Here is a 17,460-nt window from a genome sequence, read left to right as displayed (position 1 = left end):
ATTATGAGAACATGGCAAACAATTAAAGAATATAGTGAAATTTTATTTGAACAATATGGAAAAATCGCGAAAATCACAATCAATCGCCCAGAGGTTCATAATGCGTTTACCCCAAAAACAGTTTTTGAAATGATGGACGCTTTTACAATTAGTCGTGAACGTCAAGATATCGGTGTCATTATTTTAACTGGCGCTGGGGATCAGGCATTTTGTTCTGGTGGTGATCAAAAAGTTCGAGGGAATGGGGGTTACGTTGGTGACGATCAAGTTCCACGTTTAAATGTTCTTGACTTACAACGCTTAATTCGTGTGATTCCCAAGCCAGTAATTGCAATGGTTAAGGGCTGGTCAATTGGTGGAGGAAATGTATTGCAGTTGGTTTGTGATTTAACGATTGCGGCTGATAATGCCAAATTCGGGCAGACGGGTCCTAATGTTGGTAGTTTTGATGGCGGCTATGGCGCAGGTTATTTAGCGCGGGTCGTAGGTCATAAAAAAGCAAAAGAAGTTTGGTTCATGACCAAACAATATACAGCTGAAGAAGCATTAGCAATGAATTGGATTAATACGGTGGTTCCACTAGCTGATGTGGAAGATGTGACAATTGAATGGGCAGAAGAAATGTTGAAAAAAAGTCCATTGGCATTGCGCATGATTAAAGCTGCTATGAATGCTGATACAGATGGCCTTGCTGGCATTCAACAACTTGCTGGTGATGCAACGTTACTTTATTACACTATGGATGAAGCACAAGAAGGGCGCGATGCCTTTAAAGAAAAACGAGAACCAGATTTTGATCAATTCCCTAAATTCCCATAGGCTACATCCAAGGAGTTGGTTGCAGCAACAAGCACAGCTTCATCCAACTAGACCAGCTTTTTATTTTGAAAATAAAAGGTGGTCTTTTGCTGCATTAAACCAATTTGTCCAAAGATACGCGACTTATTTTGCACAAAAATTGCCTGAAAACGAACAAAGAGTAGCCATTTATAGCCAAAACTCAGAGCAATGTTATTTGACAATTTTGGCTTTGTGGGAGTTAGGTCTTGAAGTTCAGTTCTTAAACACACACCTGACATCGGAGGAGGTTGCATTTCAATTAGCTGATGCTGAAACTAAGTGGCTGATTACAGAACATACACATATTTCCGTAACTAGTTCTTTACTGGAATTTCCAAGTCCAACACAATTGCCTGTAGTGGATCAACTGGACTACCATGATTCTGGTTATGATGAGGAAAAAATTGCTTCTATTATGTATACATCTGGAACGACAGGGAAACCAAAAGGAGTGCCACAAACATTTGCGAATCATCGCGCCAGCGCTTTAGCAACCAAGATGAACATGAAACTGACAGCTTCTGAGAGCTGGATTTGTTGTTTGCCTCTGTATCATATTAGTGGTTTGGCAATCTTGTTGCGTTCATTAGTGTTGGGTATTAGTGTTCGTTTACATACGAATTTTTCTCCAGAAAGAATCCATGAAGAGCTATTGGAAGGGCAAGAAATCTGTCTTTCTGTTGTGACAAAAACGTTAAAAGACCTTCTACCGTTTGTTCCGGAAAATGGGTATGCTACTGCACCAAAACTATTATTGGGTGGTGGGCCAGTTGATCGGGAAACGTTAAGCGAATGTGTAGTCAAAAAACTATTGGTAATTCAGTCTTATGGAATGACAGAAACTTGTTCACAAGTGGTTGCTTTATCACCAGAAAAAGCGTCAGAAAAATTGGGTTCTGCTGGTGTCCCGTTGACCGGAACTAGGTTGAAAATCGAAATGAACCAGGATCAGCAAACTACTGGAGAAATTTTACTAAAAGGGCCGACAATTGCTAGTCACTATTTAAACTATCGCGACGAAGAATCATGGACACAAGATGGCTGGTTCAGAACGGGGGATTTAGGTCATCTGGATGAAGATGGTTTTTTATATGTGGATAGCCGGATGAGCGAATTGATTATCTCTGGTGGCGAAAACATTTATCCTGCAGAAATTGAATCTACGTTGCTCCAGAGTGAGTTGATCCAAGAAGTCGTGGTGGTAGGACGAAGAGACGAACGCTGGGGACAACGACCAGTAGCCTATTTAGTAGTGAGAGAAATGGCTGATTTAACAAGTGATGAATTAGCCAGAGTCTTACAACCGTTAGCAACGTTTAAACATCCTAGTGAAGTCTTTAGTGTGTCGCGTATTCCAAAAACGGCGAGTGGCAAACCATTGAAACGACTATTTCTGACAGAAGAAAGAGTGAATTATATTGAAAATCAACTTAAGTAATTGGAAAGAAAAAGTGTCTTCAACTGAGAAAGCCTACTTTAGTTATAGTTATGAACTTCCGTCTCAAGAATTTGGTCAATTATTTGCTAAAACTAGCGACTACCGTGGTGCGCGTTTTTTTTGGCAAACCCCAGACCGTCACTTAAGCTATATTGGGTTAGGAACAGTGAAGCAGTTTTTCAATGCGGAAACAGAATTTGAAGCGATTGAGCGATTTAAGAAGGAGTTTTTTAAAAGTTTTTGTATGGTGAGTAAACGAAAAGAAGCACCTATCTTATTTGGTGGGTTCCCGTTTGACCGTGAAGGCGCGAAAGAATCATTTTGGGGGAAGTTAGAAAATGGCTACTTTGTATTACCTGAAATTTTGTTTACTCAAAGAGAGGATTTTTGCGTAGTCACGCTAACTTGTCATCAAGAAAAAGAGACTTGCGACTCAGAGTTTTTTAAAAGACTTGAGAAACACTTTGAATCATTGGAAAATGAAGTTGCGAACTTACTCGATCACCCTCCTGTCGAATCTTCATGCACAAATGTCGTTAGGAAAGAACGAAACGTTGGCGCGTTTGTTTCCTTGGTTGATGAAAGCGTGGAGGAAATCAAAAAAACAAATGCTAAACTCAGAAAGGTTGTTCTAGCACGTCAAATGGAACTCAAGGGAAAGTCTTTTTCAATCGAAACAATTGTCGAAAATTTATTGCGACAACAACCAAATACTTATGTTTTTGCCTTGGAGGACAAACAGCAAGCTTTCGTCGGAGCAACGCCTGAACGACTTGTTGAAGCAAGCAGAACGATGTTTGCAACAGCGGGCATTGCAGGTTCAATTTCACGAGGGAAAAATCAAACAGAAGACCAGGAAAATAGTTTGAAACTTTTAAAAGACGCTAAAAACTCATATGAACATCAAGTGGTAGTCGAACGAATCAAAAAGCAGCTAAAAGATTTTACGCAAGGTGAATTGCTTGTTTCAGATAAGAGTCTTTTAAAAAACCGAGACATTCAGCATTTATTTGTAACTGTCAAAGGTTCTAGGAAAGGGCAAACTAGTTTGCTAGATGTTGTTCGAGAATTGCATCCAACGCCTGCATTAGGTGGAGAGCCTAAGGCAGAGGCTTTACGTTGGCTGGCGGAAAAAGAAGTCGCCGGACGAGGACTTTATGGCGCACCAATTGGTTGGCTTGACTTAACCGAAGATGTCGGTGAGTTTGCAGTGGGGATTCGTTCAGGTATTTTCAGCGGAAATCAAGGCTTATTATATGCTGGATGTGGAATTGTTGATGATTCAGATCCAGAAGCAGAACGATTGGAAACAAGGTTGAAATTCCAGCCAATGATTAGAGGGGTGAAAGGCAATGACGAGTAAACAAGAAACAACTAGTTATCTGTTAGCTTTTATTCAAGGCTTAAAAGAAGGTGGGTTAACGAAGGTAGTCATTAGTCCTGGTTCACGCTCTACACCTCTAGCACTATTGCTTTTTCGCGATCCTGAAGTTGAGTGTTACGTTGACGTTGACGAGCGCTCTGCGGGTTTTTTTGCCTTAGGCTTAGCTAAAGGATCAAAAAAAGAACTAGTTGCCTTGTTATGTACATCTGGGACAGCGGCAGCAAATTATTATCCAGCAATTTGTGAGGCCAAAGAAACCAATCATCCATTGGTTGTTTTAACTGCAGACCGCCCGCCAGAACTACGTGAAGTGGGTGCACCTCAAACGATGAATCAACAGGAGCTTTATCGGACCCATGTGAAAAAATTTGTGGAGTTAGCTGTTCCGGAAGGCTCGGAGTCAATGCAACGTTATAGTTATTGGCAAGGTGTCCAGTTAGGATATACTGCTCAACAGATACCAGTGGGGCCGGTTCATGCCAATTTACCTTTTCGTGAGCCATTGCTACCAGATTTAGATTTTCAGTTAGAAAAATCTTTTAAAAGTGAAAAATTGACGAAAACTGAAGAAGCAGTCCAATCAATACCAGAGCTTTCAGATTGGTTGGAAAAAAAAGGATTATTGATTGTTGGAAATGAAGTGAGTGTAACAGAAGCACAATTGTTGATCCAGCTTGCAGAGTATTTGGGCTGGCCGATTATTGGCGATCCGCTAACTAATTTAGCAACCTGTGGTAGTCAAAGTGAGAATTACTTGAAGCATGCCGAGTTGATTTTCTCTAGTAGTAAGGTGGAACAGCCAGAAGTAGTGATTCGTTTTGGTCGGCTACCAGTTACGAAAAATGTCATGCTGTATTTACAAAAACTAACTAGAGAAACGACGACTTTTGTGTTAGTCGATGAGCAAGAACAGTGGCAAGACTTATTACACGTAACCAATTACTTTTTACCTTTCACGATTTCCGTTTTTTGTCAATCAGCCCTAGCTGTGGATTCAATAGAAAAACAAAAGCATTCAAGCTGGCTAAATGGATGGAAGCAAGCTGAAGAAACAGCACAAGTCGTACTTCAAAAAGAAACCCTGACACAGTCTTTCAATGAAAGTAGTGCCAGCTTGAAATTGAGTGAGTTACTTTATGCTGATGAACAACTTTTTTTATCAAACAGTAATGCCATTCGTTTTGTAGACCGTTATGCAATGAGTAGCGTCACTTCTTATCCAGTATTTGGTAATCGTGGAATCAATGGAATTGACGGCATTGTTTCAACGGCAGCTGGTATTTCAGCTGCTACGATGCAACGGACTTATTTATTGATTGGGGACTTGGCACTTTTTCATGATATGAATGGATTGCAAATGATCCGTTCATTGAAGTTACCAGTTACAATTGTATTACTCAATAATAATGGTGGCGGAATCTTTTCTTTTTTACCGCAAAAACAATTGGATAAAACAGATTTTACTCCGTTATTTGAGACACCACTTTCATTGGATTTTGCAAAAGTGGCTGATTTATACGATGGCCAGTATATCAAACCAACTTCCTTAGCTGAATTTGAATTTGCAATCGAGAAAAGTCGGTTTGCTGATCGTTGGACATTGATTGAGATTGCAGGAAATCAAGATGAACCAGTGCAGTTTTGGCAAGAGGTAGTAGCTGAATACCGAGAAAAAATCGGTGAAATAAATGAATAAGATCATTCGTGGCGTAAAATATGCGTATAGCTGGCAACAAAAATATGATCCTTCAAAGGAGACGATTGTTTGCTTGCATGGTTTCACTGGAACGAGGCAAACATTTCAGTTGCTTCAAGATCCAATATATAATTTCCTGTTCATTGATTTGCTTGGCCATGGTGAATCAAGTATTTTTGTACATCCGTGGCGTTATCAATTGTCCGAAATAGTGAAGGACCTCAATCAGTTGATACAGGAATTAGGAATTAACCAATGGTATGTTTTAGGCTATTCTATGGGGGCAAGAGTCGCATTAGCTTGGGCGATTGAGCATCCAAGTAAACTTCTTGGTGTCATTTTAGAAGCTGGAACTCCTGGAATTGTAGACGAGCAAGAAAGAAAACAGCGAAAAGAGTCTGACCGACGATTAGCGCTCAGGCTATGGCGTGAACCACTCGTTGATTTTGTAGATTTTTGGCAAAATCTTCCGTTATTTTCTAGCCAAAAAAAATTACCGAAAGAAATACAAAAAAAGATTCGAGATGAGCGATTGAGTCAAAATAAATTTGGTTTGGCAATGAGTTTGTGGTTTATGGGGACAGGTGTACAAAAAAATTATTGGTTGGAATTAGAAGAGTTAAAGCAACCAGTTCTATACGTGGTAGGGGAACAAGATCCAAAATTTCTTGCTATTGGGGATACGTTGTGTCAACAACTGCCACATTCGACATTGGCAGTTATTCCTGATAGTGGTCACTGTGTGCATCTGGAACAGTCACAAGCTTTTGCGAACAAATTGTCTCAATGGTTAGCAAAAAGAAAAACGCACTGTTAGTGAGGAACATGTGATGAAAATTATGAAAGTTGAGCAGTACCAACTACGTTTACCGTTAGTTACCCCTTTTCAAACTAGTTATGGTGTCCTTAACGAAAAAGCGTTAGACCTTTTGATTTTAGAAGATGAGCTAGGCAATCAAGGATACGGAGAGCTAGTTTCTTTTGAACAACCTGATTATATCGAAGAAACGATTGGTGCGGATCGGCAACTTATTGAACAGCAATTAGTGCCACGTCTATTTCAAGCTGATTTGCAAAAGGTAGGGGATGTTTGGTCATTGTTTCAAACTGTCCAAGGAAATTTTATGGCAAAATCAGCATTGGAAACGGCCGTCTGGGATTTGTTTGCGAAACGAGAACAGCGAAGTTTACAAAGTTATTTTGGCAGCCACAAATCAGAAATCCCAGTTGGTGTCAGTGTTGGGATTCATGCGACAACAGAGGATTTGATTGCACAAGTATCAAATTATCTTGAACAAGGATATCAGCGAATCAAAGTGAAAATCAAACCGGGCTATGACATTGTGCCACTAAGTGCTATTCGTGAAGAGTTCCCAGATGTTCCCCTGATGGCAGACGCAAATTCAGCGTATACATTCGCTGATTTAGAGTTATTTAAACAACTAGATCAATTGAACTTAGCGATGATTGAGCAACCTTTTCATCAACGAGATTTTGTCGATCATGCCAGACTTCAACAACATCTTCAGACAAAGATTTGTTTAGATGAAAATATTCGGACATTGGAGGATGTGAAAACCGCTTATACGCTAGGAAGTTGTCAAGGAATCAATTTGAAGATTCCACGCGTGGGAGGAATCACAGAAGCTCTACGAATCGTTGATTTTTGTCAAACACATCAGTTACTAGTTTGGCTTGGAGGAATGTTCGAGTCTGGAATTGGCCGAGCGTTAAATTTACAGTTTGCTAGCCAAAATATCTTTACTTTTCCTGGTGATATCTCAGCTGCTGATCGTTATTACACTGCAGACGTCATAAAGAAACCGGCAAAAATGGAAAGAGGAAATATTGTCGTTCCTCAAGGAGTTGGTTTAGGTGTTGAGTTAGATTGGCAAGTGATTGAACAAGTTTGTGACCAGAAACAAACCTATCAATAAAAACATTGAAGCAATCAGTAAGTGAATGTACGAAAACAAAAAATGTTTTCGTACATTTTTTTGTTTCAAGAGAACTTGTTATCGTTAACATTTTTGAAAGCGTTGTCTTTCGTGCTTGATTCTTTTATAGTGAAATTATCTTAGAAGTAAAAAAGGAGGAAATACATGAACACAGCAGCAGTTTATCATCGCCCAGAAAGCGAATTTGCTTATTTGTATACGAAAGAAACACTTCGTTTGCGGCTACGAACTGGCAAAGATGATATCGAAAAAGTATTTGTGATAAAGGGTGATCCATACACATTCACGACGGAACAGTGGTACTTAGAAGAAGTGCCGATGAAAAAAGGATTAAGTACCAATGTGCATGATTATTGGGAACTTGAAGTCCATAGTGATACAAGGAGAATCCAATATGGGTTTCATGTGATTGGCAAAGATGAAACGGAATGTTTTTATGGGGATCAAGGCGTGTTTCCTTATCAAAATCGCTTTTTAGCAGAACCAAACATGTACTTTAGAATGCCTTATTTTCAAGAAATTGATCGTTTCAAAGTGCCAGAATGGGTGAAAGAAACTGTTTGGTATCAAATTTTCCCAGAACGTTTTGCTAATGGAGATACGAATAACGATCCAGAAAACACATTACCGTGGGGAAGTAAAGCGCCGGATCGGGATGATTTTTTTGGCGGTGATTTGCAAGGAGTAGTTGATCATCTGGATTACTTAGTTGATTTAGGAATCAATGGTATTTATTTCTGTCCAGTTTTTAAAGCAACGTCTAATCATAAATATGACACGATTGACTATTTAGAGATTGATCCTCATTTCGGTGATAAAAAATTATTTAAAACATTAATTGAGCAAGCGCATCAACGAGGAATTCGCGTGATGTTAGATGCTGTTTTCAACCATATGGGCGATGATTCACCACAATGGCAAGACGTAATTAAAAACGGTGAAGAGTCGATTTATAAAGATTGGTTTCATATTCATTCCTTTCCAGTGGACGATTACCGGTTGACAGAGGTGCCAGAAACAGCAGAACATCTTTCGTATGATACGTTTGCATTTACGCCACATATGCCTAAGCTAAATACGGCAAATCCTGAAGTGCAAGCACATCTTTTAAAGATTGCGACTTATTGGATCGAAGAATTCGATATCGATGGTTGGCGATTAGATGTAGCAAATGAAGTCGATCATCACTTCTGGAAGAAATTCTATACAGCAGTCACTGAGGCAAAACCCGATATCTATATTTTGGGTGAAATCTGGCATTCTTCACAAGCTTGGTTACAGGGAGATGAATTTCACGCAGTAATGAATTATGCATTTACAGATTCAATCAAAGATTATTTTGTGAAAAAGAAAATCAGTGTTTCGCAAATGATTAGCGGAATGAATCAACAACAAATGCTTTACCGAGACCAAGTCAATGAAGGAACTTTCAATTTATTGGATTCCCATGACACAGCGCGAATTCTCACGATGTGTGAAGAAAATAAAGAGTTGCTGAAAGCTGTCATGACGTTCATGTTTTTACAAAAAGGTTCACCTTGTATTTACTATGGAACAGAAATTGGTTTAACAGGACATGATGATCCTGATTGTCGGAAATGTATGATTTGGGACGAAGAAAAGCAAGACTTGGAACTTTTTGCCTTTATGAAAGAACTTATTCATTTGCGCAAACGGTTGCATTTGATTTTATCCGAGGGAGAAACTTTGTGGAAAACATCACCTGAAACACAAGGAATTATTTCGTTTGCTCGACAACTAGATCAACAAAAAGTTCAAGCCATTTTTAATGAATCAGAGAACGTGTATGTCGTAGACCAACCAAGTGAAGTACTTTTTTCACAAGGTGTTCATGTCTTGAAAGATGAAAAAATTGAGATCCAACCACATGGGTTTATTCTTAGCTGCTGATATTTTGTTACCGGTAACAAAGAGAAAGCGGTTGCACTAATATTTTTAATAACAGTATAATGATTTTAGTAAGAAAACAGAAAAATAAACTACAGGGGGAAATAAAAAATGAAAAGTAAAATGATGAAGACATTAGGTTTAGGTTTGCTTTCAGTCGGTGTGATTGGTGGACTTGCTGCTTGTGGTAATGGTGGAAAATCAAACAGTAAAGCAGCAGATGATGAGAAAACACTAACGATTTCTGTTGATTCAGGTTATACCGATTACATGAACGAGATTAAAGGTAAGTTTGAAAAAGAGAATGATGTCAAAATAAAATTAGTTGAAAAAGACATGTTTGACCAATTAGAAGCGTTAGCTCTTGATGGTCCTGCAGGAAAAGGGCCAGATGTGATGATGGCTGCTTATGACCGAATCGGTGCTTTGGGACAACAAGGTCACTTAGCAGAAGTAAAATTAGGAAATGAAGCAGATTACGATGAAACGGATAAAGCACAAGTAACTTATGATGGCAAAATTTACGGAGAACCTGCTGTAATTGAAACACTGGTTTTGTATTATAACAAAGACTTGATCGATGCAGCGCCAACAACATTCAAAGAAGTCGAAGATCTTGCGAAAGACGAACGATTTGCATTTGATTCAGAAGCAGGTAAAAACACTGGCTTCCTAGCAAAATGGACTGATTTTTATTATTCATACGGACTACTTGCAGGTTATGGCGGTTATGTTTTTGGTGAAGATGGAACGGATGCTTCAGATATTGGTTTGAACAATGCTGGTGCAGTTGAAGGAATCACTTATGCAACTGACTGGTTCCAAAATGTTTGGCCAAAAGGAATGCAAGATGTGACTAGTGCTGGCGACTTTGTGACACAACAGTTTACTTCAAACAAAGCAGCAGCGATTATTGATGGACCATGGCAAGCACAATCATATAAAGAAAGTAAAGTTAACTACGGCGTAGCAAAAATTCCAACATTAGATAACGGTGAATCTTACCAACCATTTGGTGGAGGTAAAGGTTGGGTTGTTAGCAACTATGCAAAAAATAAAGATGTGGCTCAAAAGTGGCTTGATTATGTGACTAACCAAGAAAACCAAGAAACATTCTTCGAAATGGTCAATGAAATTCCTGCAAATCAAAGCGCACGTGAAACAGCTAAAGCTAAAAATGATGAATTGACAACTGCGGTAATCGAACAGTATGAAACAGCACAAGCAATGCCAAACATTCCGGAAATGGCTGAAGTTTGGACAGGGGCAGAAAACTTAATGTTTGATGCAGCTTCTGGTGCTAAAACACCAAAAGAATCTGCTAACAGCGCAGTCAAAACAATTACTGAGGCAATTGAGCAAAAATATTAAAGTTCCACAAAGCTAGACATAAAGGAAGAAGGGGAGCGGTGGCTTAGGTCACTTCCCCTTTAACTAGTTAGAATCAAATGATTAGGGGGCGTTTTAGATGAAACAGTCTGGAACGAAAAATGAAGTTCAAGTCAATAAAGTGACACTTTTTTCGCTAATACCTGGCTTCGGTCAGCTAGCAAATGGACAAAAAGCGAAAGGAATTGCTTTTTTCAGTATCTTTCTTATTTTTGTGATTCAAATGATCCTTGGTGGTTTTCAATCATTAGTTGGATTAGTAACACTGGGAAGTATCCCTATAGAAGATCATTCATTGTTTATTTTGATTGAAGGAACATTACAATTAATCATCACGATTATTTTCTTTCTCTTTTATGGTTTAAATCTTTATGATGCACGACGTGTGGCAACTATGCGAAAAAATGGCCAAAAAATCAATGTAACAATGAAAGAAACGTTGCAGACTATTGGGGATGAAGGATTTCCTTACTTACTAACTTTACCAGCCTATCTTTTAATGATTTTTACCATTATTTTTCCAGTGTTGGTTACCTTATTTACAGCATTTACAAACTACGATTTCAACCACATTCCGCCTGCAAGTTTGATTGATTGGGTGGGATTCAAAAACTTCTTTAGTATCTTCTTTTTAAGTTCCTATCGAAATACTTTTTTATCTGTTTTCAGTTGGACAATCATCTGGACTTTGTGTGCAACAACTTTGCAAATTAGCTTAGGCGTGTTGACTGCCGTAGTTGCTCACCAAAAGTTTATTAAATTTAAACGTGTATTTGGTATTATTTTCTTATTACCTTGGGCTGTTCCTGCTTTTATTACAATTATGAGCTTCTCTAACATTTTTAATGACAGTGTTGGAGCGATTAACACACAAGTTATCCCATTTTTGAACAACTTACCTTTGGTTGATATTGGCGCAATTTCTTGGAAAACAGATCCGAATTGGACAAAAGTGGCAATTATTCTTGTTCAAGGTTGGTTAGGTTTCCCATATATCTATGTCATGGTCACTGGAATCTTGCAGTCAATCTCTGAAGATTTGTATGAAGCTGCAAAAATTGACGGGGCGAATGCTTGGAAACGTTTCTCAAATATAACGTTACCTGCAATTTTCTTAGTGGCGGCGCCAACATTCATTACGCAATACACAGGGAACTTCAACAATTTCTCGATGATCTACCTATTTAATAATGGAGGGCCAGGTAGTGTCGGTGGTGGCGCAGGTTCAACCGATATTTTGATTTCTTGGATCTACAAACTGACAACAGGGACATCGCCACAGTATTCAATGGCTTCGGCAATTACATTGATTATTTCTGCTGTAGTAATTTGTGTTTCCTTGCTTGTCTTTAAGAAAACAAATGCGTTCAATATGGGGGATTAGCAGATGAAAAAAATAAATTCTAGTGCGAGATTTCAACGAAGCGTGTCACATTTTTTTACGTATGCTTTCTTGATATTTCTCTCAATCATTATTTTATATCCACTATTGATTACTGCTAGTACAGCATTTAAGCCAGGGAACATTGCTGCATTTAGCTTAGACTTATCCGGTGAATGGACATTAAATAATTTTTCACGTTTGTTTAATGAAACATTGTATGGCACTTGGTATAAAAATACCTTGATTATTTCTGTATTAACAATGGTGATACAAGTAACGGTTGTAACATTAGCAGGTTACACATATAGTCGTTATCGCTTTATTGGTCGCAAATCAAGTTTGATGTTTTTCTTAGTTATTCAGATGGTGCCAACAATGGCGGCTTTGACTGCCTTTTATGTTATGGCATTCTTGCTTGATGCGCTAGACAAGTATTGGTTCCTAACAATGATTTATATTGGTGGTGGCATCCCGATGAATACTTGGTTGATGAAAGGCTATTTCGATACTGTGCCGATCGACCTTGATGAATCAGCGAAGTTAGATGGCGCAGGTCATTTTCGAATTTTCGCTCAAATCGTTTTACCATTAGTTAAGCCAATGATCGCCGTTCAAGCACTATGGGCATTCATGGGACCATTTGGCGATTTCATGCTATCAAAATTCTTATTACGTACACCGGAGAACCAAACAGTAGCAGTAGGGTTGCAAACCTTTATTTCTGACGTAACGAATCAAAGAGTATCGTTATTTGCAGCGGGAGCAATCTTAATTGCTTTACCAATTTGTTTGTTATTCTTCTTCTTACAAAAGAACTTTGTTACAGGCTTAACTTCAGGAGGAACCAAAGGATAGGAGGTATCAGAAATGCAAACTTTCCCATTTAATTATTTCGCCAGTCTAGCTGGACCAAAACGTTTGTTTGCTGGACGAAAAGAACTTTCGTGGCCAAAATTTTTCTTAGTATTAGTCTTTTTAGTTTCTTTTATGACGATCCCAATCACTCTTTATTACGCAAATCAGGTTACAGCAATACCGAGTCAGCAATTTTTAGCGGTCAATCAGATGATGGATCAAGCAGGTGTGGAGCAATTTTCTCACTTACGAGTTGTCAACGGCGAATTAAAGGGGAAAGAAGCCATCATTTTTGAAAACCAAGAGCTGATAGTGGGCGTGGATTTACCAAAGAGTGTTCAACAAAAGGGTACGTTTATTAATTTTGAAAAAACACAGTGGCACATTCAGCAACAAGACAATGGACAAACTAGAAGCTATACGATGAACTATGGGCCGTCTTTTACACCAGCAATGAGTCAAACACCACAAGAATTTGAACAATTTCTAGAAGAACAATTCTATCTCAGCAATCGTCCAGTGATTATTTTGTCCTATAGTCTAAGTTTGGGGTTTATCTTACTCGTTATGACTATCATGATTTTGTTTGGCGCATCACTCTTTTTATGGATGACAAGAAAGAGTCGTTTTTCTTCTATCCAAACGTTTAAGGAAAGTGCGAATCTAATGCTGAATGTTTTGGGTGTAGGATCGATTCTTGCTGCGGTAGTTGGTTTTGTACATTTTGATCTGATTTTAATGTTAGGTATCCAGTCAACGGTAGCTGTTTTGTTACTATTATGGATTTTCGCGAAAACAGGCTTCAAGGATGAACGGCAAGTAGCCGAGGCTTGAAGGACATCGGTATTTTTGTTATAGTTTAGAAAAGAAAAAGTAAAGGAGAACAAAGATGACTGCTTCCATGAAATTGCGCATTGAACTTTTAATGACATTTAGTTAATAAAAAAGTCCTAAGCACATGTGATTTCAGGGGATGAGTGTATCCTTTTTCCTTCGATAATTTTGATTGAAATCAAAGAGGTGGCTTATGGCTACCTCTTTTTTGTACACTTTTCCCTCATAAAAGGAGCGGAAAAAATGGAAACTTTAGCTGTTAAATTAATAAATATTGAAAAAAATTTTGGCGCCAAAAACATTTTATCTATTGATGAATTAACGATTTATCAAAATGAACGAATTGCAATTATTGGAAAAAACGGAAGTGGAAAATCAACATTACTAAAAATGATTGTTGGTAAAGTCGAGCCTGATCGTGGAAAAGTTCAAAGAGAAATTGAATTTAATTACTATGCCCAAAGCGAAGAGCTAACAAAGGTCCACGTTAGTAACCAACTAGATGGCGAACTGTTAAGTCGATTTGCTGTTCCAACAATGGGAATGGAGACTCTTAGTGGGGGAGAACAAGCGAAATTTCGTTTAGCCAATCAGCTATCAGATTATCAAATGGGCTTATTACTGGACGAGCCAACCACTCATTTGGATAGCCAGAGTATTGAAACATTGATTAAAGAACTAAGTTATTATTACGGCACATTAATTATAGTCAGTCATGACCGATTCTTCATAAACCAAATCGCGACCAAAATTTGGGAAATTGAAGAGGGACGCGTGAGAGAATTTCACGGAAATTATACAGAGTATGTGAAACAAAAAGAAGCAGAGTGCATCGAAAAAGAGCGTTTAGCAGATCATTTTCAAAAAGAGAAGAAGCGTTTAGAAAATGCTATCAAGAAAAAACAAGCACAGGCAGAAAAACTAACACAATCAACGAAAAAACAGAAACAAAAAAGTCAACGTCCAGATCGGCTAGCTTCTTCAAAACAAAAAGATACGGTCCAAAAATCTTTACAAAAAACAGCAAAAGCAATGACCAGTCGTTTAGACCAATTAGTAGAACAAACTGTTGATGTGAAAAATCAGAAAATTATTTTTCCTGTGCCAAAAACACTGGAAATCCATAATAAATTTCCAATCATGGGAGATCAAGTGACGTTGGAAGTTACTGGAAAAAAGCTAATAGAAGAAGCTACTTTTCAATTTGGTTTAGGAGAAAAAATTGCAATTACAGGTGCTAACGGTTCTGGAAAATCGACGTTATTGCGTTATATTCTTGACCAAAAACGAGGCATAATTGTCTCTTCAAATGTTATTTTTTCTGTTTATCAGCAAATGGACTATCAATTAACAAGTGAGGAACCCTTATTAGCTTATTTATTGAAACAAACGGAATATCCAGAACCTTTTGTGCGAGCCTTGCTAAATAATTTAGGGTTTAAACAAATAGAAATCACTAAACCTATTCGTGAGTTGAGTGGTGGTGAAGCCACACGTTTGGCGATTGCCTTACTTTTTACCAAACCAGCAAATACGCTAATCTTAGATGAGCCAACGAACTTTATTGATGTAAATACGATGCAAGCTTTAGAAGCATTAATCAAACAATATCCGGGAACTGTTATTTTTACTTCTCATGATACGTTATTTGTTCATGAAGTGGCAGAGGTAGTTTATCAAATTGAAAATCAAAAGTTGATTTTGAAAAAATAAGTTTTATGACTATTTTCTCACAAGAAAGAGTGAAGCTGCGGCCTTATCAGTCGTAGCTTCTTTTTTTGGGGTACCTTTTTTAGAAATACACACAAAAGTTTGACAACTTAAGTAATAAGTAATACTATATAGCGGTACTTAGTAATACTTATTACTGGAAGTGGGAAATTTAAGGAGAAGGATATGGAAAATTTAACAGAAATGCTCAAAGGCGTACTTGAGGGTTGCGTCTTGGAAATCATTCGTCAGCAAGAGACGTATGGCTATGAGATAACAAAAAAGCTAAATGCTCTTGGGTTTACTGATGTGGTGGATGGCACAGTGTACACGATTTTGTTACGTCTTGAAAAAAATAAACTGGTGGATACGAAAAAGAAGCCCTCTGATATAGGACCACCAAGAAAATTTTTTACCCTCAATGATGCTGGGCGAGCTGAACTGGCAATTTTTTGGGAAAAGTGGGCATTTTTATCAGAAAAGATGACTCAATTAAAGGAGGAAACAGTAAATGAATAAGTTTTTTGATGATTACTTGAATGTAAAAAAAATCATTACAAGTAAAAAAGAATATAAAGCACAAATGGCACGAGTCGATGCGTTGCCAAATGATTACCAATTTGTTTTCAAAAAAATCCAAAGCCATATGTGGAAATTTGCAACTGGTAGTGGTTATGACATGATGGCAGTGCAATATGATTTGATTGATCTGTTTGAAGAAGGTATAGCTGACGGGAAAAAAGTTCTTGAAGTGACGGGAACAGATGTGGCTTCTTTTTGCGATGAACTGTTGAAAAGTACAAAAACGTATACGGAAGATTGGCGCGAAAATTTGAACCGTGAAATCAACAAAAAGCTGAGATAAGTCTAGCTATTTTTTCCGACAAGTACTTGATTCGGTTCAGAGAATCACATTTAAAATAGGATTGGGACAAAAGTAATCTAAATAAAAAAACGCCTAAAATTCGTTTTGTAAACGTTAATTTTAGGCGTTCTTTGAAGTGAAGAATGTGCGATGAATGACTGGATTTTTAATTTTGCCCCAGACTCGTTCTTTAACTTAATTTTCGATTGCTTCGAGTACCGTTTGACGTCCATCTCGTGGTTGCCACCCCAACTTGATCGCTTTTTGATTACTATGAGTATATTTGCGTTTCAACATGGGAACTAATGAGCGCAATTCGCCAACAAATTTGGCTGCAAATTTTAAAGCAAAATCAGGGACGATAATTGGTCGATTTCCATAAATTCGACTGATTTGTGCGAAAGAGAGGTCTGTATTTTTTGCTAAAATTCGTTCGCCAATCGTGTCATTATTTTCTAAAGCTAAAAGATGTAAATTAGCTAGGTCGTTAACATCTGTCACTTCAAGCGTAATTTTTGGTACTAAACGAGAACGTTTGATACCATCTAAGACACCATTTGATGAGCGGTTACTGGTTAAAGCCTTACCAAAAATAGCGCCTGGTAAAATTGTTGTCAAAGCTAAATCATACTTTTGGGCTAATTCCCAAGCCTTTTTTTCTGCAGCAAGTTTTGATAACCGATAAGCATTGAGTTCTGGATTGTGCTGATCAGACCAATACGTTTCATCAATCACGCCTGTCGTGCTTGCTAAAGGAGTAGCTGCTGCTTGACTGGAAGTCATGATAATCCGTTTGATTCCAGCTTGATGTGCAGCATCAAAAACATGTTGAACACCTTGAACAGCCTCATCAATCAATTTTGGATCGTTGGAATTTTCATGTCCAAGAGGGCTAGCAACATGGAGAATTGCATCAACACCAACCATCGAATCTTTCCAACCAGAAGCACTTGTTAAATCTGCAGCAAAGTAAGAAACACCTTCAAAAATAACAGGAGCTCGATCCAAATTCCGAACAGTTCCATTAACTTCGTAATTTTTTTCTTGCAATAATTTTATGATATGAGTTGCGACAAATCCATTTGCGCCTGTGACTAATACTTTCATTTTTTACCTCCTGATGTTACATTTGTTATGGATGCTATTTTAGAAGATAAAAAGTGCTTAATCAAGCAATTGATAGGCATTTGTAACAGAAG

Annotated in this window: 15 protein-coding genes; 14 read left to right on the top strand and 1 reads right to left on the bottom strand. The window is 38.0% G+C overall.

The window, feature by feature from the left end; all coding sequences use genetic code 11:
• Positions 1-3: 3 nt before the first annotated feature.
• From menB to IGJ93_RS06855, 14 genes are all read left to right on the top strand, one after another.
• Positions 4-819 (top strand): 1,4-dihydroxy-2-naphthoyl-CoA synthase, encoded by an 816-nt coding sequence (gene menB, locus IGJ93_RS06920; RefSeq protein WP_067482168.1) that lies wholly within the window; start codon positions 4-6, stop codon positions 817-819.
• The gene (gene menE / locus IGJ93_RS06915) at positions 764-2,278 is read left to right on the top strand and encodes an o-succinylbenzoate--CoA ligase (RefSeq protein ID WP_430596886.1); all 1,515 of its coding nucleotides are present in this window, start codon (positions 764-766) and stop codon (positions 2,276-2,278) included. Before menB ends, menE begins: the two co-directional genes overlap by 56 nt.
• Positions 2,259-3,641: an isochorismate synthase gene (locus tag IGJ93_RS06910; RefSeq protein ID WP_067482166.1), complete on the top strand. Its 1,383-nt coding sequence runs from the start codon at positions 2,259-2,261 to the stop codon at positions 3,639-3,641. The genes menE and IGJ93_RS06910 overlap by 20 nt, the downstream gene beginning before the upstream one ends.
• Entirely contained in the window at positions 3,631-5,358 is a 1,728-nt protein-coding gene (menD, locus tag IGJ93_RS06905; RefSeq protein WP_270492625.1) for a 2-succinyl-5-enolpyruvyl-6-hydroxy-3-cyclohexene-1-carboxylic-acid synthase, read from the top strand. The genes IGJ93_RS06910 and menD overlap by 11 nt, the downstream gene beginning before the upstream one ends.
• Positions 5,351-6,175 carry a 2-succinyl-6-hydroxy-2,4-cyclohexadiene-1-carboxylate synthase gene (gene menH, locus IGJ93_RS06900; protein WP_067482163.1) on the top strand — a complete coding sequence of 275 codons (825 nt, stop codon included), beginning with the start codon at positions 5,351-5,353 and terminating at the stop codon, positions 6,173-6,175. Before menD ends, menH begins: the two co-directional genes overlap by 8 nt.
• A 13-nt stretch (positions 6,176-6,188) precedes the next feature.
• Positions 6,189-7,295 carry an o-succinylbenzoate synthase gene (gene menC, locus IGJ93_RS06895; protein ID WP_270492623.1) on the top strand — a complete coding sequence of 369 codons (1,107 nt, stop codon included), beginning with the start codon at positions 6,189-6,191 and terminating at the stop codon, positions 7,293-7,295.
• A gap of 165 nt (positions 7,296-7,460) precedes the next feature.
• Positions 7,461-9,227, top strand: a complete 1,767-nt coding sequence (locus IGJ93_RS06890; protein ID WP_270607576.1) for a glycoside hydrolase family 13 protein — start codon at positions 7,461-7,463, stop codon at positions 9,225-9,227.
• A gap of 108 nt (positions 9,228-9,335) precedes the next feature.
• Positions 9,336-10,595, top strand: a complete 1,260-nt coding sequence (locus tag IGJ93_RS06885; RefSeq protein ID WP_067482157.1) for an extracellular solute-binding protein — start codon at positions 9,336-9,338, stop codon at positions 10,593-10,595.
• Positions 10,596-10,692: 97 nt separating this feature from the next.
• Positions 10,693-11,997 (top strand): carbohydrate ABC transporter permease, encoded by a 1,305-nt coding sequence (locus IGJ93_RS06880; protein ID WP_067482155.1) that lies wholly within the window; start codon positions 10,693-10,695, stop codon positions 11,995-11,997.
• Between the two features lie 3 nt (positions 11,998-12,000).
• A complete protein-coding gene (locus IGJ93_RS06875; protein ID WP_071868410.1) occupies positions 12,001-12,852 on the top strand; it encodes a sugar ABC transporter permease in 852 nt (283 codons plus the stop codon).
• 12 nt (positions 12,853-12,864) lie between these two features.
• Positions 12,865-13,686 carry a maltodextrose utilization protein MalA gene (locus IGJ93_RS06870; protein ID WP_071868409.1) on the top strand — a complete coding sequence of 274 codons (822 nt, stop codon included), beginning with the start codon at positions 12,865-12,867 and terminating at the stop codon, positions 13,684-13,686.
• 243 nt (positions 13,687-13,929) lie between these two features.
• Positions 13,930-15,399, top strand: coding sequence for a ribosomal protection-like ABC-F family protein (abc-f, locus tag IGJ93_RS06865; RefSeq protein WP_071868408.1), 1,470 nt, complete (start codon positions 13,930-13,932; stop codon positions 15,397-15,399).
• Positions 15,400-15,582: 183 nt separating this feature from the next.
• Positions 15,583-15,915: a PadR family transcriptional regulator gene (locus IGJ93_RS06860; RefSeq protein WP_071868407.1), complete on the top strand. Its 333-nt coding sequence runs from the start codon at positions 15,583-15,585 to the stop codon at positions 15,913-15,915.
• Complete coding sequence (locus IGJ93_RS06855; protein WP_067482147.1) at positions 15,908-16,261, top strand: DUF1048 domain-containing protein; 354 nt, start codon at positions 15,908-15,910, stop codon at positions 16,259-16,261. The genes IGJ93_RS06860 and IGJ93_RS06855 overlap by 8 nt, the downstream gene beginning before the upstream one ends.
• 195 nt (positions 16,262-16,456) lie before the next feature.
• On the opposite strand, the gene IGJ93_RS06850 is transcribed toward IGJ93_RS06855, so the two are convergent.
• Positions 16,457-17,368, bottom strand: coding sequence for an NAD-dependent epimerase/dehydratase family protein (locus IGJ93_RS06850; protein WP_071868406.1), 912 nt, complete (start codon positions 17,366-17,368; stop codon positions 16,457-16,459).
• Positions 17,369-17,460: the final 92 nt, after the last annotated feature.

It is taken from the genome of Enterococcus sp. DIV0174 (assembly GCF_050529065.1).
GTDB classification, from domain to species: domain Bacteria; phylum Bacillota; class Bacilli; order Lactobacillales; family Enterococcaceae; genus Enterococcus_B; species Enterococcus_B thailandicus.
This window is presented reverse-complemented; position numbering and strand designations above follow the sequence as displayed.

Coding starts and splice junctions, on each gene's coding strand:
- menE (WP_430596886.1), top strand. CDS start 764: ATGCCTTTAAAGAAAAACGAGAACCAGATTTTGATCAATTCCCTAAAT.
- abc-f (WP_071868408.1), top strand. CDS start 13,930: ATGGAAACTTTAGCTGTTAAATTAATAAATATTGAAAAAAATTTTGGC.
- menD (WP_270492625.1), top strand. CDS start 3,631: ATGACGAGTAAACAAGAAACAACTAGTTATCTGTTAGCTTTTATTCAA.
- IGJ93_RS06890 (WP_270607576.1), top strand. CDS start 7,461: ATGAACACAGCAGCAGTTTATCATCGCCCAGAAAGCGAATTTGCTTAT.
- IGJ93_RS06855 (WP_067482147.1), top strand. CDS start 15,908: ATGAATAAGTTTTTTGATGATTACTTGAATGTAAAAAAAATCATTACA.
- IGJ93_RS06860 (WP_071868407.1), top strand. CDS start 15,583: ATGGAAAATTTAACAGAAATGCTCAAAGGCGTACTTGAGGGTTGCGTC.
- IGJ93_RS06885 (WP_067482157.1), top strand. CDS start 9,336: ATGAAAAGTAAAATGATGAAGACATTAGGTTTAGGTTTGCTTTCAGTC.
- IGJ93_RS06870 (WP_071868409.1), top strand. CDS start 12,865: ATGCAAACTTTCCCATTTAATTATTTCGCCAGTCTAGCTGGACCAAAA.
- IGJ93_RS06850 (WP_071868406.1), bottom strand. CDS start 17,368: ATGAAAGTATTAGTCACAGGCGCAAATGGATTTGTCGCAACTCATATC.
- menB (WP_067482168.1), top strand. CDS start 4: ATGAGAACATGGCAAACAATTAAAGAATATAGTGAAATTTTATTTGAA.
- IGJ93_RS06875 (WP_071868410.1), top strand. CDS start 12,001: ATGAAAAAAATAAATTCTAGTGCGAGATTTCAACGAAGCGTGTCACAT.
- menC (WP_270492623.1), top strand. CDS start 6,189: ATGAAAATTATGAAAGTTGAGCAGTACCAACTACGTTTACCGTTAGTT.
- IGJ93_RS06880 (WP_067482155.1), top strand. CDS start 10,693: ATGAAACAGTCTGGAACGAAAAATGAAGTTCAAGTCAATAAAGTGACA.
- menH (WP_067482163.1), top strand. CDS start 5,351: ATGAATAAGATCATTCGTGGCGTAAAATATGCGTATAGCTGGCAACAA.